General features: G+C 66.8%; 11 protein-coding genes. All 11 read right to left on the bottom strand.

Annotated elements, in window-relative coordinates:
- Positions 1 to 37: 37 nt before the first annotated feature.
- A complete protein-coding gene (locus tag ABZ412_RS17215) occupies positions 38 to 3,526 on the bottom strand; it encodes a DNA-directed RNA polymerase subunit beta (RefSeq protein ID WP_357281766.1) in 3,489 nt (1,162 codons plus the stop codon).
- Positions 3,527 to 4,103: 577 nt separating this feature from the next.
- Complete coding sequence (locus tag ABZ412_RS17220; protein ID WP_357281768.1) at positions 4,104 to 4,847, bottom strand: hypothetical protein; 744 nt, start codon at positions 4,845 to 4,847, stop codon at positions 4,104 to 4,106.
- Between the two features lie 12 nt (positions 4,848 to 4,859).
- Positions 4,860 to 5,534 carry a hypothetical protein gene (locus tag ABZ412_RS17225; RefSeq protein ID WP_357281770.1) on the bottom strand — a complete coding sequence of 225 codons (675 nt, stop codon included), beginning with the start codon at positions 5,532 to 5,534 and terminating at the stop codon, positions 4,860 to 4,862.
- A 29-nt stretch (positions 5,535 to 5,563) separates the two neighbouring features.
- Positions 5,564 to 6,808 carry an MlaD family protein gene (locus tag ABZ412_RS17230; protein ID WP_357281771.1) on the bottom strand — a complete coding sequence of 415 codons (1,245 nt, stop codon included), beginning with the start codon at positions 6,806 to 6,808 and terminating at the stop codon, positions 5,564 to 5,566.
- Entirely contained in the window at positions 6,805 to 8,031 is a 1,227-nt protein-coding gene (locus ABZ412_RS17235; RefSeq protein ID WP_357281772.1) for an MCE family protein, read from the bottom strand. Before ABZ412_RS17235 ends, ABZ412_RS17230 begins: the two co-directional genes overlap by 4 nt.
- Entirely contained in the window at positions 8,028 to 9,287 is a 1,260-nt protein-coding gene (locus ABZ412_RS17240) for an MCE family protein (protein ID WP_357281774.1), read from the bottom strand. The genes ABZ412_RS17235 and ABZ412_RS17240 overlap by 4 nt, the downstream gene beginning before the upstream one ends.
- 3 nt (positions 9,288 to 9,290) lie before the next feature.
- Positions 9,291 to 10,298, bottom strand: coding sequence for an MCE family protein (locus ABZ412_RS17245; protein ID WP_357281775.1), 1,008 nt, complete (start codon positions 10,296 to 10,298; stop codon positions 9,291 to 9,293).
- Entirely contained in the window at positions 10,298 to 11,374 is a 1,077-nt protein-coding gene (locus tag ABZ412_RS17250) for an MCE family protein (protein WP_357282033.1), read from the bottom strand. The genes ABZ412_RS17245 and ABZ412_RS17250 overlap by 1 nt, the downstream gene beginning before the upstream one ends.
- Before the next feature lie 8 nt (positions 11,375 to 11,382).
- The gene (locus ABZ412_RS17255) at positions 11,383 to 12,717 is read right to left on the bottom strand and encodes an MCE family protein (protein WP_357281777.1); all 1,335 of its coding nucleotides are present in this window, start codon (positions 12,715 to 12,717) and stop codon (positions 11,383 to 11,385) included.
- A gap of 70 nt (positions 12,718 to 12,787) precedes the next feature.
- Entirely contained in the window at positions 12,788 to 13,591 is an 804-nt protein-coding gene (locus tag ABZ412_RS17260) for an ABC transporter permease (protein ID WP_357091363.1), read from the bottom strand.
- Positions 13,592 to 13,656: 65 nt separating this feature from the next.
- Positions 13,657 to 14,451, bottom strand: coding sequence for an ABC transporter permease (locus tag ABZ412_RS17265; protein WP_357091085.1), 795 nt, complete (start codon positions 14,449 to 14,451; stop codon positions 13,657 to 13,659).
- Positions 14,452 to 14,454 lie beyond the last annotated feature (3 nt).

Consider the following 14,454-nt stretch of genomic DNA (forward strand, 5'->3'; position numbering starts at 1 on the left):
GCTTCTCGAATCCGATCGGCCTTCCCGGACCGTTCGCTCACTGCGCCAGGTCGTCGACCGTCGCAGCCTCGTTGCGGGACAGGTTGATACCCAGGTTCGCCGCGGCGCGCTCCAGGTCCTCGTCGTCGCCGTCACGCATCTCGATGGCGGCGCCGTCCGAGGACAGCACCTCCACGTTGAGGCAGAGCGACTGGAGTTCCTTGAGCAGAACCTTGAACGACTCCGGGATACCCGGCTCCGGAATGTTCTCGCCCTTGACGATCGCCTCGTACACCTTCACGCGGCCGACCACGTCGTCCGACTTGATGGTGAGCAGCTCCTGCAGGGTGTAGGCCGCGCCGTACGCCTGCATGGCCCAACATTCCATTTCACCGAAGCGCTGACCACCGAACTGCGCCTTACCACCCAGCGGCTGCTGCGTGATCATCGAGTACGGACCGGTCGAACGCGCGTGGATCTTGTCGTCGACCAGGTGGTGCAGCTTCAGGATGTACATGTAGCCGACGGACACCGGGTACGGGAACGGCTCACCGGAGCGGCCGTCCAGCAGGATCGCCTTGCCGTCGTCGTTGATCATCTTCTCGCCGTCGCGGTTCGGCAGAGTCGAACCGAGCAGGCCGGTCAGCTCCTCCTCGCGCGCACCGTCGAACACCGGGGTGGCGATGTTCGTGTCGGCGGGCTGACCGATCATCTCGGCCGGCAGGTTCTTCGCCCAATCGGGAGAACCCTCGACCTGCCAACCGGTCTTGGCGATGTAACCCAGGTGGGTTTCCAGCACCTGACCGATGTTCATACGACGCGGCACACCGTGGGTGTTCAGGATGATGTCGACCGGGGTGCCGTCGGGCAGGAACGGCATGTCCTCCTGCGGGAGGATCTTGCCGATGACGCCCTTGTTGCCGTGGCGACCGGCGAGCTTGTCGCCGTCCTGGATCTTGCGCTTCTGCGCGACGTAGACGCGGACCAGCTCGTTGACGCCCGGGGGCAGATCGTCGTCGTCGTCACGCGAGAACACGCGCACGCCGATGACCTTGCCGGACTCACCGTGGGGCACCTTCAGGGAGGTGTCGCGGACCTCCCGGGCCTTCTCACCGAAGATGGCGCGCAGCAGGCGCTCCTCGGGGGTCAGCTCGGTCTCACCCTTCGGGGTGACCTTGCCGACCAGGATGTCGCCGTCCCGGACCTCCGCGCCGATGCGCACGATGCCACGCTCGTCCAGGTCCGCCAGGACCTCGTCGGAGACGTTCGGGATGTCCCGGGTGATCTCCTCGGCGCCGAGCTTGGTGTCGCGAGCGTCGATCTCGTGCTCCTCGATGTGGATCGAGGTGAGCACGTCGTCCTCCACGAGGCGCTGCGACAGGATGATCGCGTCCTCGTAGTTGTGGCCTTCCCACGGCATGATCGCCACGAGCAGGTTCTTGCCCAGGGCCATCTCACCGTTCTCGGTGCACGGACCGTCGGCGAGCACGTGCCCGGCCTCCACGCGGGTGCCCTCGTCCACGATCGGACGCTGGTTGGCGCAGGTGCCCTGGTTGGAACGCTCGAACTTGCGCAGGCGGTACGAACGACGGGTGCCGTCGTCGTGCATGACGGTGATGAAGTCGGCCGAGACCTCTTCGACCACGCCGGCCTTCTGGTTCACGACCACGTCACCGGCGTCGACCGCGGCACGCAGCTCCATACCGGTGCCGACCAGCGGCGACTCGGAACGGATCAGCGGCACGGCCTGACGCTGCATGTTCGCGCCCATGAGGGCACGGTTGGCGTCGTCGTGCTCGAGGAACGGAATCATGGCGGTCGCGACCGACACCATCTGGCGCGGCGAGACGTCCATGTAGTCGACCGCGCTGGCGTCGACGTATTCCATTTCCTCGTTGCCGTGGCGGGCGAGGACGCGGTCCTCGAGGAAGCGGCCGTCCGCGTCGACCGGCGAGTTCGCCTGGGCGCGGATGTGGCGGTCCTCTTCGTCGGCGGTGAGGTACTTGACCTCATCGGTGACGCGGCCGTCGACGACCTTGCGGTACGGGGTCTCGATGAAACCGAACGGGTTGACCCGCGCGTAGACCGAGAGCGAACCGATCAGGCCGATGTTCGGGCCTTCCGGGGTCTCGATCGGGCACATGCGGCCGTAGTGCGACGGGTGGACGTCACGGACTTCCAGGCCGGCGCGCTCACGGGACAGACCACCCGGGCCCAGCGCCGACAGACGACGCTTGTGGGTCAGACCCGAGAGCGGGTTGTTCTGGTCCATGAACTGCGACAGCTGCGAGGTGCCGAAGAACTCCTTGATCGCCGCCACGACGGGACGGATGTTGATCAGGGTCTGCGGGGTGATGGCCTCGACGTCCTGAGTGGTCATGCGCTCACGCACGACACGCTCCATACGCGAGAGACCCACGCGGATCTGGTTCTGGATCAGCTCGCCAACCGTCCGCAGACGACGGTTGCCGAAGTGGTCGATGTCGTCGACGTCGACCGGGACCTCGGAGCCGCCGGGGGCGGTCATGAGGCGATCGCCCTGGTGCAGACGGACCAGGTACTCGATCGTCGCGACGATGTCTTCCTTGGTCAGCGTCGAGCCGGTGACCGGCTGGTCCAGGTTCAGGCCCAGCTTCTTGTTGATCTTGTAGCGACCGACGCGCGCCAGGTCGTAGCGCTTCTCCTTGAAGAACAGGTTCTCCAGCAGGGTCTGCGCGGACTCCTTGGTCGGCGGCTCGCCCGGACGCAGCTTGCGGTAGATGTCGAGCAGCGCCTCGTCCTGACCCGGGGTGGAGTCCTTCTCGAGGGTGGACATCATGATCTCGGAGAAACCGAAGCGCTCGGTGATCTCCTCGGTGGTCAGGCCCAGCGCCTTGAGCAGCACGGTGACCGGCTGACGACGCTTGCGGTCGATGCGGACACCGACGGTGTCGCGCTTGTCGACGTCGAACTCCAGCCACGCGCCGCGCGAGGGAATGACGCGCACGGAGTGCAGCGTCTTCTCGGTGGACTTGTCGATGGACGAGTCGAAGTACACACCCGGGGAACGGACGAGCTGCGACACGACGACGCGCTCGGTGCCGTTGATGATGAACGTGCCCTTGTCGGTCATCATCGGGAAGTCACCCATGAAGACCGTCTGAGACTTGATCTCACCGGTGTTGTTGTTGATGAACTCCGCGGTCACGAACAGCGGAGCCGCATAGGTCATGTCCTTGTCCTTGCACTCCTCGATGGAGGCCTTGACCTCTTCGAAGCGCGGGTCGGAGAAGGACAGCGACATGGAGCCGGAGAAGTCCTCGATCGGAGACAGCTCCTCGAGCACCTCCTCGAGGCCCCCGGTGGGGTTGGTGACGTCGCCGCGCGCGGTGGCACGCTCACGCCAGTCTGCTGAACCGACCAGCCAGGCGAACGATTCGGTTTGTAGATCGAGAAGTCCGGGAACCTCCAGGGGTTCACGAATCTTCGCGAAAGACACCCGCTTCGGGGCTCCGGGGATACCGGCCTTGGTCTGGGTGGAGACTGCCAAGATGCGTCCTTCCAGCACCTAACGCGCGTCGCGTGGTGGTCCGCGACCGTCGCTTGTCTGCTACGAATTCCGCTGGTTACGACCCGAACGAAACCCGAACAGCAGACAGCGGAAGTAACACCGGAAGGCGAAACTTTCGTGATGCGATCGAGGTATGGACAGGAGGCAGCCAGCGCAACGTCCAAAACTACACCCAAACCTACGGGGGTGTCAAAGTACCACCCGTGGCGATCCGTGGGCGTCAACTTCGCCCCGGTGTGTCCGTGTCGATATTCCCGGCGTTCAGATCGCCGATACCGCCACAGCCGAGTGGCGGTCTTCACAAGTGTCCGGCCGGGCCTCAGAGTCCGCTGGCTGCGTTCACAGTGCCCACGCCGGCGAGTTGTCTCCTGTGACAGCCGCCGCTGTTGTGAATAGCGTGACGGCTAGGACGAAAGTCGTCAAGTGGCGGGCCGAGTTGACAAAACGCGAGATCGCCTGTCGCAGAGCAAGATCACCCTCCGACGTCGCGCAATGCCGGAAAGACGGCGGCGAGCAGGCGATGTGACGACCGACTTGCCGGTGATCCCCGACTCCCACCGGGGATCTCCACGGCCTACTTGTCGGTGATCTCCGAGGCCAGCCAGTGGCCGTCGGTCTTCTGCATCCGCAGCACGATCGGGCCCGACGCGAGGGGCTCGGGCTTGCCGTCCTTGACGGCGGAGATGTTCAGATTCACCAGCAGCTCGGCCCGGTCGCCGGTGAGCAGCGTCACGCCGATCGGGTCGGTCTTGACCGTGGTGGCGGTCTGGGTCTGCTTGATGGTGTCGACGGTGGTGTCGACGAACTTGGCGAAGTCCTTCTGCATCTTCTCGGTGAGGACCGAGTTGACCGAACCCTTCCACTTGTCGATCTCGGCGGCCTTGTAGCCGTAGAGCGTGGTCAGGGCGTGGTCGGCGGCGGCCTTGACCTCGTCGGTGGCCGCGTTGTCGACGTAGGCGAGATTGCCGGAGCCGGAGTTGGGCTTGCTCACCCAGTGATTCACCGCACCCACGATCGCGAAGGCCAGCAGCAGGGCCGACAGCGCCGCGCAGACGGTCGCGATGCCCCAGTTGGGCCAAAACCCGCCCTGCCCGGTCAGCTTGGAATACTGTTGCGAGGCACGGTCTTTGGCCGGGCCCCGGCCGCGGATACCGGCCCGGACCCGACCGCGCGGGGTGGCGCGCGAGGCGGTGTTCTCGGAACGCTCGGTGGTGGACCGGGCGCTCACGTCCGCGGCGGTGGTCCGCGACGCGGTGCCGCGCTGGGCGGCCGGGCGGCGCGGGGTGACGCGATTGACGGGTCGTTTCCGGTTGGCCATGGTCACTCCCTCCTAGTTGCCCGGCTTGGGCGCCGTGGTCGGCTGCTGGGCGGGCTGTCCGGAGCCCAGCGGCACCGGTTCGCCCAGGTTCTGCGCCTTCTCGGCCTTCCAGGTGCTGCCCTGCTTGACCAGGTCGAGGGTCCACAGCTGGCGGAAGGAGGCGGGCTGGCCGCCGGGCCAGCTGCGGGTGATCTTCAGGACCGCGAAGGCCGAGGCATGGTCGCGTTCACTGTTGAGCGAGGTGAGCGTGATGCCCTCGACCGCGGACTCGATCCGCGTCTTGGACTCCTGCGCGGTCTGCTTGAGCTGTTCCTGCCCGTCCTCCTGCTGCTTCAGCAGGTCCCCCGTCATCGATGACCGGATGTTCGCCAGCGATCCGTCGATGTCGTCGGGATTGATCGACATGAGGTTGACCGCGGCCTGTCGGGCGTCGGTGAGGGCGGCGTCGCGGGCCTCGGCCCGGGACTCGTCCTTGCTGTCCCCGATCCACAGGAACCCGATGACAGCGGCGGCGACGACCGAGACGGCCAGCAGACCGGCCGCGCCGATCCGGGCCAGGGTGCGCGGATCGCGAGGTTCGGTGGTGACGGCGTCGGCCTGGGACGCGTCCGGGGTCGTGTCGGGAACCGGCTCGACCGCCGGCTTCTCGAGGTTCGCCCCCGATTCGCTGTCCTTGTCCTGGCTCACGCCGCCACCATACTTTCCTCTCCTGCCGGTCAGTGCTTGGGAGTGATGCCCATGAGGGTGGACAGCTGGGTGGCCACCGGGTTCAGGTTGAGCTTCTCCGGGTCGTACTTGGGCTTGTCGTCCCACGGCTGCGCGACATTGGGGTCGGCCAGTTCGGCGCGGGCCCCGCCGCGCACGGCGGTCTCGCTGCCCTGCGGCACCGCACAGGTGGCCGCGGTGTTGAGCGGGAAGTCGTCGCGAGTGTCGTCGAAGTTGGGGTTCTGGGCCTTCATCTGGTCCAGAATCCGTTGCGTGCCTTCGTATCCCAGCGTGCAGGCGGGCGGGTTGTTGGTCTCGAGCACCAGGCCGAAGTGGGTGGTGCCGTCACCGGGCGCGGTGGACGAGCCGCCGAGCGGCAGCAGCGGCAGCATGGCCAGCACCGGGCCGAGGGCGTAGAACTTCGGCGAGATGGCCCGCAACAGGACCCGCAGGTTGGTCAGGTCCTTGGTGAGGGCCGGACCGCTCTCCTGCAGCAGGCGGTTGATCGAGGAGCCCGCGTCGGTGCCGGTGCCGATGAGGCGGCGGATGTCCGGGTCGCTGGACTTCAGCTGCGCGGTGAGCTTGTCGAGGCCGTCGCTGAACTGCAGGATCGCCGGGGACTGTTCGGCCTGGGTGCCCAGCACGGTGTGGGCGGACCGGATCAGGGCCAGGGTCTGCTGCAGGTTGTCGCCGCTCGCGGTGGCGGTGAACTTGTTGAGCGAGTCGATCAGGATCTTGAGGTCGTCGCCCTTGCCGTCGAAGGCCTTGCCGAGCTCGGTGATGGTGGTGGACAACGCCTTCAGGTCGGTGGTGCCGGCGAAGGTGTCGACGCTGGTGAGCAGGTCCTCCACATGGATGGGCAGCTGCGCGCCGGTGATGACCGAGCCGTCCTTCAGGTACGGCCCGCCGTCGCTGGAGGGCAGCAGGTCCACGAACTGCTCGCCGATGGCGGAGCGGTCGGCGACCACGGCCTTGGCGTTGGCGGGGACCTTGGGCTTGGAGGAGTTCATCTCCAGGGTGATGAGCACGCCGTCGGGGGTGATGTCGAGGTCGCCGACCCGGCCGACGGGGACGCCGCGGTAGGTGACCTCCGCACCCTTGGACAGGTTGCCGGTCTCGGTGGCCTGCACCTTCACCTTGTACAGACCGAAGCCGAGCATATTGTCCAGCCGCACGTATTTGGCGCCGACGAAGACGACGCCGAGCACGGCGATGATCGCGAAGGCGATCAGCTGATTACGCACCAGACGAGTCATCGCGGACCACCCACTCCCAGCTGCTCGAGGATCGATCCGAGCGGATCGGTCGGTCCCGGCTGCCCGGTGGGCCGCGCCACGGTAGACGGCAGGGGCAGCAGCGAGACGGTCGGCCAGCCGCCGCGCGGCCCGTTGCCGTTGTAGTACGGGTTGGTCGGATCCACATTGACCTGGCGGCCCGCGGGCGCCAGGTACTGCGGATCCGGCTTGCCCACACCGAGATTCGACAGCAGGCCGCCGATCTGCAGATCCACCGAGAGCCAGGTGTTGACCTGGCCGCCGAACGCGGACTTGATGGCCTCGTCCGGGAACGGATAGGTGGGGATGAGCGGGAACGCCGTCACCAGGTCACCGGCCGACGCGCCCAGCGCCTGCAGCGTGGGCCGCAGCGAGGACAGGTCGGTGATCAGGTTCTCCTTGGACTTGTCCAGCACGTCGATCCCGGCCTGGCCGACTCGGTCCAGCTGGGTCAGCAGCTGGATCAGTTGCGGCCGTTGCTCATTGAGGATCTTGATGCCCGCGGGCAGCTCGTCGAGGATCTTGGTGATCTGGGTGGTCTGGGTGCTCACCCGGCTGCTCAGCGTGTTCAGGCTGTCCAGCGCGCGGGTGATGTTGCCGACCTGGTCGTCGAGGCCCTTGATCAGGGTGTTGGCCTGGTTCAACAGATCCCGGACCTTGCCCTCGCGGCCGTCCAGAGTCTTGTTGAGCTCCACGATGATCGGCTGCAGCTGCGCCACGCCGCCACCGTTGAGCAGCAGCGACAGCGCGCCGAGCACCTGCTCCACCTCGGTGGCGGTGCGGGTGTTCTCGACGGGGATGCGGGCCCCGTCCTTCAGGCGCGCGGAATCGGCGTCCTTGGCGGGCGCGGACAGCTCGATGTACTTCTCGCCCAGCAGGTTGGTCTGCTTGACCTCGGCCCGGGCATTGGCGGGCAGGTTGACGTCATCGTTGACCAGCACCTGCACGCTGGCTTCCCAGGCGTTGTCGGGGGCGATGCGGATCTTGTCGACCCGGCCCACGGCCACGCCGTCCACCTTCACCGTGGACTGCGGGACCAGGTCCAGCACGTCGGCGAAGCGGATGTCGAGGTGCAGCGGATTCTTGCCGATGTTCGGGCCGCCGGGCAGCGGAATGCTTTCCGCGCTACAGCCCGCCGCCACCAGCGTCACCGCGCCGAGCGAGGTGGCGACCAGCGCCGCGCGCCGGATCCGGTTGGCGCTCATCGCTGTCCACCTTCCTGCTGCGACGGCGGCAGCTGGTCGGACGGATTGCCGGGCACCGAGCCGGGCACCGCGTTGCGCTGTTCGTTCTCGCCGCTGAGGATGCCGAAGGGCAGCACCAGCGACGGCGTCTTCACGCCCGCGGTGAGCTGGTCGGTGATCAGCTTGCAGTTGTTCAGGATCGGCCCGAGCTGCCGCGAGATGGCCTCGAACTTGGGGTCGCCGGGGCGCAGCTTGCCCAGGTCCAGCATCTTGCAGATGACGCCGAACGGATCCTGTAGATCGGTGAAGTTGGGGCGCATGTCGAGCGTGCCGCTCTCACCGTTGTGCACGTTGATCAGGTTGCTCAGCGCGGTCGGGATGAGCGGCAGCGCCTTGGCCAGATCGTCGCGCTGATCGGCGAGGGTCTGGGTGACCTTGGTCAGCGCGTCCGCGTTGGACTGCACGAGTTCCCGGTTGTTGTCGATGAACCGGGCCACGTCGCCGAGCGCGACCGAGAGCAGGCTCAGCGCGTCGCCGAGGGTCTGGCGCTCGTCGGACAGGAACCCGGCCAGCGAGGCCAGCTGCGTGTTGAAGGTCCGGACCTGCGCGTCGTTGTCGGCCAGGGTCTGCACGAAGGTCTGCAGGTTCTTGACCGTGTCGAAGATGTCGGTGCGCGAGTCGGAAAGCACATGCGCGGCCCTGGACAGCTGGGTGAAGCTGTTGCCCAGCGCGTCACCGTTGCCGGCCAGGTTCTCGGCGCCGGTGCGGGCCAGCTGATTCAGCGCGCCGTCCTTGTTGGCGCCGTTGGGGCCGAGCGCCTCGGACAGTTCGGTGATGCTCTTGTAGAGGCGGTCCACCTCGACCGGGGTCGCGGTGCGCTCCTTGGGGATGGTGGCGTTGCGCCCCATCTTGGGTCCGCCCTTGTAGGCGGGCGCGAGCTGGATGTACCGGTCCGACACCACCGAGGGGGTGATCTGGGCGGCCTTGGCGTCGGCGGGGATGTCGTACTTGCGGTCGACCTTCATGACGACCTCGACCACGTCGCCCTTGGGGGTCACCGAGTCCACGCGGCCCACCGGCACGCCCAGGACCCGGACGTCGGAGCCCTTGTAGATGCCGATCGACTTGTCGAAATACGCGGTGATCTTGGTGGTTTCGAGCCGGTCGTAGCTCCACCACGCGACGCCCGCGAGCGCGACCGCCAGGACGGCCACCACGGCGATGATCTTGCTCTTACGGCTGGTGCCGCTCAGCGCGGTCAGCGGATTCTTCGCCACGAGTTACCCTCCCAACTTGCGAATCGGATCGCGGTTGCCCGGAATATCGGGCAGCGCCGGCGGAATCAGGTTCGTGATGACCGCGTCGAACCAGCGGCCGGTGCCCAGCACGTTGGAGTACAGCCCGTAGAAGGGCGCCGCCAGCGTGAGGGTCTTGGACAGGTCGGCCTGGTGGTCGTTGAGCATGTCGATCGTCTTGTTGAGGTTGGTCAGCGCCGGGCCGATCTGCTCCTCGTTGTCCTTGACCAGCGCGGTCAGTTCCGCCGCAACGGTTTTCGCGCCGGTCAGCAACTGGTGGATGGCCTGCTGGCGGACATTGAGTTCCGCGATCAGCTGGCCGCCGTTGGCGAGCAGCCGCTCGAACTCCTGATTGCGGTCGGCCAGCACCTTGGAGGTGGTCCGGGTGGCGGCGAACAGCTTCTTGAGCTGGTCGTCGCGCTTGGCCAGCGACTCCGAGAGCCGGGCCACGCCGTCGATCGACCCGCGCAGCTGCGGCGGGGTCGCGGAGAAGGCGTCCGAGAGCACCTGGAAGCTCTGCGCGAGCTGCCCGGTGTTGGTCTCCTCGATGTTCTTGGCGGCATCGCTGAAGGCGTCCACCACATCGTAGGGAGACACGGTGCGCGACAACGGAATCCGATCGCGCGGGTTCGCGGTGCGGTCGCCCTTGGGGTCGAGCGCCAGGTACTTCTGGCCCAGCAGCGTCTTGATCTGGATGGACGCGGTGGTCTCGTTGCCGATCCAGGCGTCCTGGGTGCGGAAGTCGACCAGCACCTTGTCGCCGTCGAGGCGGACATCGGAGACCGCGCCGACCTTCACGCCGGCGATGCGGACCTCGTTGCCCTTCTTCAGGCCCGCGGCCTCGGAGAACTCGGCGGTGTACTTGGTGCCCGCCCCGATCAGCGGCAGCTTGTCCAGGTTGAACGCGGACAAGGTCACCAGCAGCACCAGGAACAGGCCCAGCCCGCCCATGAATGCCGGACTGCGCTTGCCCATGACAATGCGGTCATCCATCAGCGGCCTCCCTTCCCGTGGCAGCGCGGCGCCGGGTTCGTGTAGATCGGCTGATTCACCGTCGGCAGGTTCTGGAGCGCGGGCGGGAAGTTCAGCTGCGGCGCGTCCTTGATGCCCGGCCCCGCGACGATGTCGATGCCGCACAGATAGAACTGGAACCAGGAGCCGTAGGAGGCGGCGCGGCCCAGCTTCTCCATCTTGATCGGCAGGTTGGTCAGGCCCTCGTCGACCTCGTCCTTTCGCTGATTCAGGGTCGAGGTCAGCTGGTTCAGGCCCGCGATCGCGCCCTGCAGGTTCGGCCGCACCGGGACCAGCAGGTCGGCGGTGGCCTGGGCCAGGCCGCCCAGCGAGGAGACCGCGGAACCGATGGTGCCGCGCTCGGCGTTCAGGCCGGAGACCAGCGCCTCGGTGTTCACGATCAACTGGTCGAGCTGGTCACCGCGCGAATTGATGCTGTCCAGCACCAGATTCAGGTTCTTGATCAGCTCACCGATCACCGCGTCCTTGTCGGCGATCTTGTTGGTCAGCGAGGCGGTGTTGGCCACCAGATCCGCGATGGTGCCGGACTCGCCCTGGAAGACCTGGATGATCTCGTAGGACAGCTTGTTGACGTCCTCGGGGGTGAGGGTCTGGAACAACGGGCGGAAGCCGTTGAACAGCTCGGTCAGATTGACCGCGGGCTTGGTGCGCTCCAGCGGGATCGTCGCGCCCTTGTTCAGCTTGCGGCCCTGCTGCCCGGTCCCCTGCTCCAGTGCGATGTAGCGCTGGCCCACCAGGTTCCGGTACTTGATGGTCGCCGTGGTCGAGGCGGGCAGCCAATCCCGGTCGGTCAGTTCGAATTCCACATTGGCCAGGCGCTTGTCCACGATGGCCACATTGGTCACCTTGCCGACGCGGACACCCGCGACTCGGACCTCGTCACCCTTGTTCAGGGAGGTCACGTCGGTGAAGCGGGCATTGAACTTGGTGCCGCCGCCACCGTAGTTGGCGATGGTGAGCGCCAGCACGCCCGTCAGGAAGACCGTGACGAGAATGAAGGCGATCAGTTTGGTCAGCGTCGGCCCGAGGCCGCGCAACAGATCCTTCACTTGACGCTCACCTCACTGCCGCGGAAGGCGGGCGCGGCGATCTTGGTGACCCAGCTGGGTACCTCCTCGGGCGAAACGCCGTGGGCGGCACCGTAGATCGTGCCCAGCGCCTGGGACTCCTGCGGCGAGTACGCGGTCGTCGGCGTCTGGGGCCCGTACACCTTGTACTGCGGCGCCTGCATCCGGCCGATGTTCTGGTCACCCGGGTTCCGGCTCGGCGGCTGGTAGGAGCCGTCGTTCGCGGAACCGTCGGTGTACTGACCAGGATCGGTGAAGGGCGGGTACATCGGAATGCAGAGCGGGCCGCGCGAATCGAACCAGCGCGGCTCGTCCTGGTTGGGAACGTAGCGTCCGCGCGGGTTCACGATCGAGACGCTCACCCGCGAACCCGGCATGTCGGTGCCCTTGCCGAAGAGCGTGTCGATGCGCGGCTTCAGCTCGGCGAAACCGGCCAGCGCGCAGCTGTAGCTGGGCGAGTACTTGGCCAGCTGCTCCAGCGCGGGCCGCGAGTCCGCGGCCACGTCGATGATGTTGTCGCGGTTGAGCAGCAGGAAGTCGGCGGTGGTGGTGGCGCTCGGGGTGAGCGTCGCCAGCAGGGTGTCGATCTGCGACTTCTTCTGCACCACGGTCGCGTTGGTGGTGCGCAGGTTGTCCAGCGCGGACACCAGCTGCGGCGCGGCGTCGGAGTAGGTGGTCGCCACGTCGGCCAGGCTCTTCAGATCGTCCTGCAGGGTCGGCATCACGCCGTTCACCTGGGTCACGATGTCGTCGAGCCGGTCGATGGTCTTGCCCAGCTCCTCGCCCTGACCCTGCAGCGCGTTGGACAGCGCGCCCAGCGTGGAGGACAGGTACTGCGGCGGAATCGCCTGCAGCAGCGGCAGGATGTGGTCCAGCAGCTGGCTCACCTCGACGGCGTTGCCGGAGGTGTCCTGGTGCAGGGTGAGGCCCTCGGTGAGGTGGCCCTGCGGGCTGTCCGGCCACACCAGGTCGATGTAGCGCTCACCGAACAGCGTCTTGGGCAGCAGCCGCGCGGTCACGTTGGACGGGATCTTGTCCGCCTTGGCGGGGTCGATGGCCAGGTCCAGGTGCACGTTCTTGCCGTCGTAGCTGCTCGAACGCAGCTCGCCGACGGTCACGCCGCGGACCTTCACGTCCGCGTTGCGGGTCAGCGCGTTGCCGACGGTGTCGGTGACCAGGTTGACCCGCACCGTGTCCACGAACTGCTTGTTGTAGACGGCGATGGTGGTCCACAGGAACAGCGCCACCAGCGCGAAGAACAGCACGCCCAGGGTCCGCTTCTTCAGCGTCTGCCCGCGCTCCGGGTTGCTCATGCTGACTCCATCCGGGATGAGCGGGCGGCCTGCGTGGTTACGCAAGCTGCCTCCTCCGGCCGCTGACCGTTCATCCCGCCACCCGCACCGTCGTCGTCGTGCCCCAGATCGCCAGGGAAAGGAAGAAGTCCAGCACGTTGATCAGCACGATCGCGGCGCGCACGGCGCGGCCCACGGCCACGCCGACACCCGCGGGACCGCCGGTGGCGTTGTAGCCGTAGTAGCAGTGCACGAGGATGATCACGAACGCGAAGACCAGCACCTTCACGAACGAATAGAGCACGTCCTCGGGTGGCAGGAACAACGCGAAGTAGTGGTCGTAGGAGCCGCTCGACTGCCCGTTGAAGTAGATGCTGATCAACCGCGAGGCCAGGTAGGTGCCCAGCAGGCCGACCACGTACAGCGGGATCACCGCGAGGAAGCCCGCGATGGCGCGGGTGGTCACCAGGAACGGCACCGACGGCACCGCCATCACCTCGAGCGCGTCGATCTCCTCGGAGATCCGCATGGCGCCCAGCTGCGCGGTGAAACCACAGCCGACCGTCGCCGAAAGTGCCAGTGCCGCAACCAGGGGCGCGAGCTCACGGGTGTTGATGTACCCGGTGAGGAAGCCGGTGAGCACGCCCGAGCCCAGCGCGTCGAGCGCCTTGAAGCCCTGCAGGCCCACCACCACACCGACCGAGGCCGACATGAACACGATGACGCCGATGGTGCCGCCGATGACCGCCAGCGCGCCCGACCCGAAGGTCACCTCGGCCAGCAGCCGGGTGACCTCCTTGCGGAAGTGCACGATGGTCCGCGGGATGGCGCCGATCGCCCGCGAGTAGAACGACATCTGGTCGCCGGCCTTGTCGACCATGTTGACCGGTGCCATGAGCGCGGGCTTGACCCGGCGCGCCGACCGGGAGAAAACGGTGGAGCGCTGCGAAACAACCATTGTCACGCGCCCTTTGCGGGTACGACCTGAAGATAGATCAGGGTGAGGATGAGGTTCAGGAAGAAGAGCACGAGGAACGTGATGACCACCGACTGGTTCACCGCGTCACCCACGCCCTTCGGTCCCCCCTTGGGATGCAGGCCCTTGTAGGCGGCGATCACGCCCGCCACCACACCGAAGATCAGTGCCTTGATCTCACCGATCACCAGGTCGGGGATCTGTGCGAGGGCGGAGAAGGACGCCAGGTACGCGCCCGGCGTGCCGCCCTGCAGACCCACGTTGAAGAAGTAGCCGCCGCAGATGCCGACGACCGAGACCATGCCGTTGAGCAGGAAGGCGACCAGCATCATGCCCAGCACGCGCGGAACCACCAAGCGCTGAATGGGATCGATGCCGAGCACTTCCATGGCGTCGATCTCCTCGCGAATGGTGCGCGAGCCGAGATCGGCGGCCACAGCGGAGCCGGCGGCTCCGGCGATGATCAATGCGGTCACCACCGGTGCGGCCTGCTGGACCGTGGCCAGCACGCTGGTCGCGCCGGTGAAGTTCTCCGCCCCCAGCTGCTTGATGAGCGAGCCGGTCTGCAGGGCCACCACGGCGCCGAACGGGATTGCCACCAGTGCGGCGGGGAGGATCGAGACGCTCGCGATGAACCACGATTGCTCGATGAACTCCCGCCACTGGAAAGGCCGGCGGAACGTCTTCCGGAACACGTCGAGAAAGAGTCCGAAAACATTGCCGGCCTGGGCAAGTCCCGACTCGACCGAGGTGCGCAGTCGCGTCGAGGAGGGGTTCACGGG

The sequence above is a fragment of the Nocardia sp. NPDC005746 genome, assembly GCF_040630785.1.
GTDB lineage: Bacteria > Actinomycetota > Actinomycetes > Mycobacteriales > Mycobacteriaceae > Nocardia.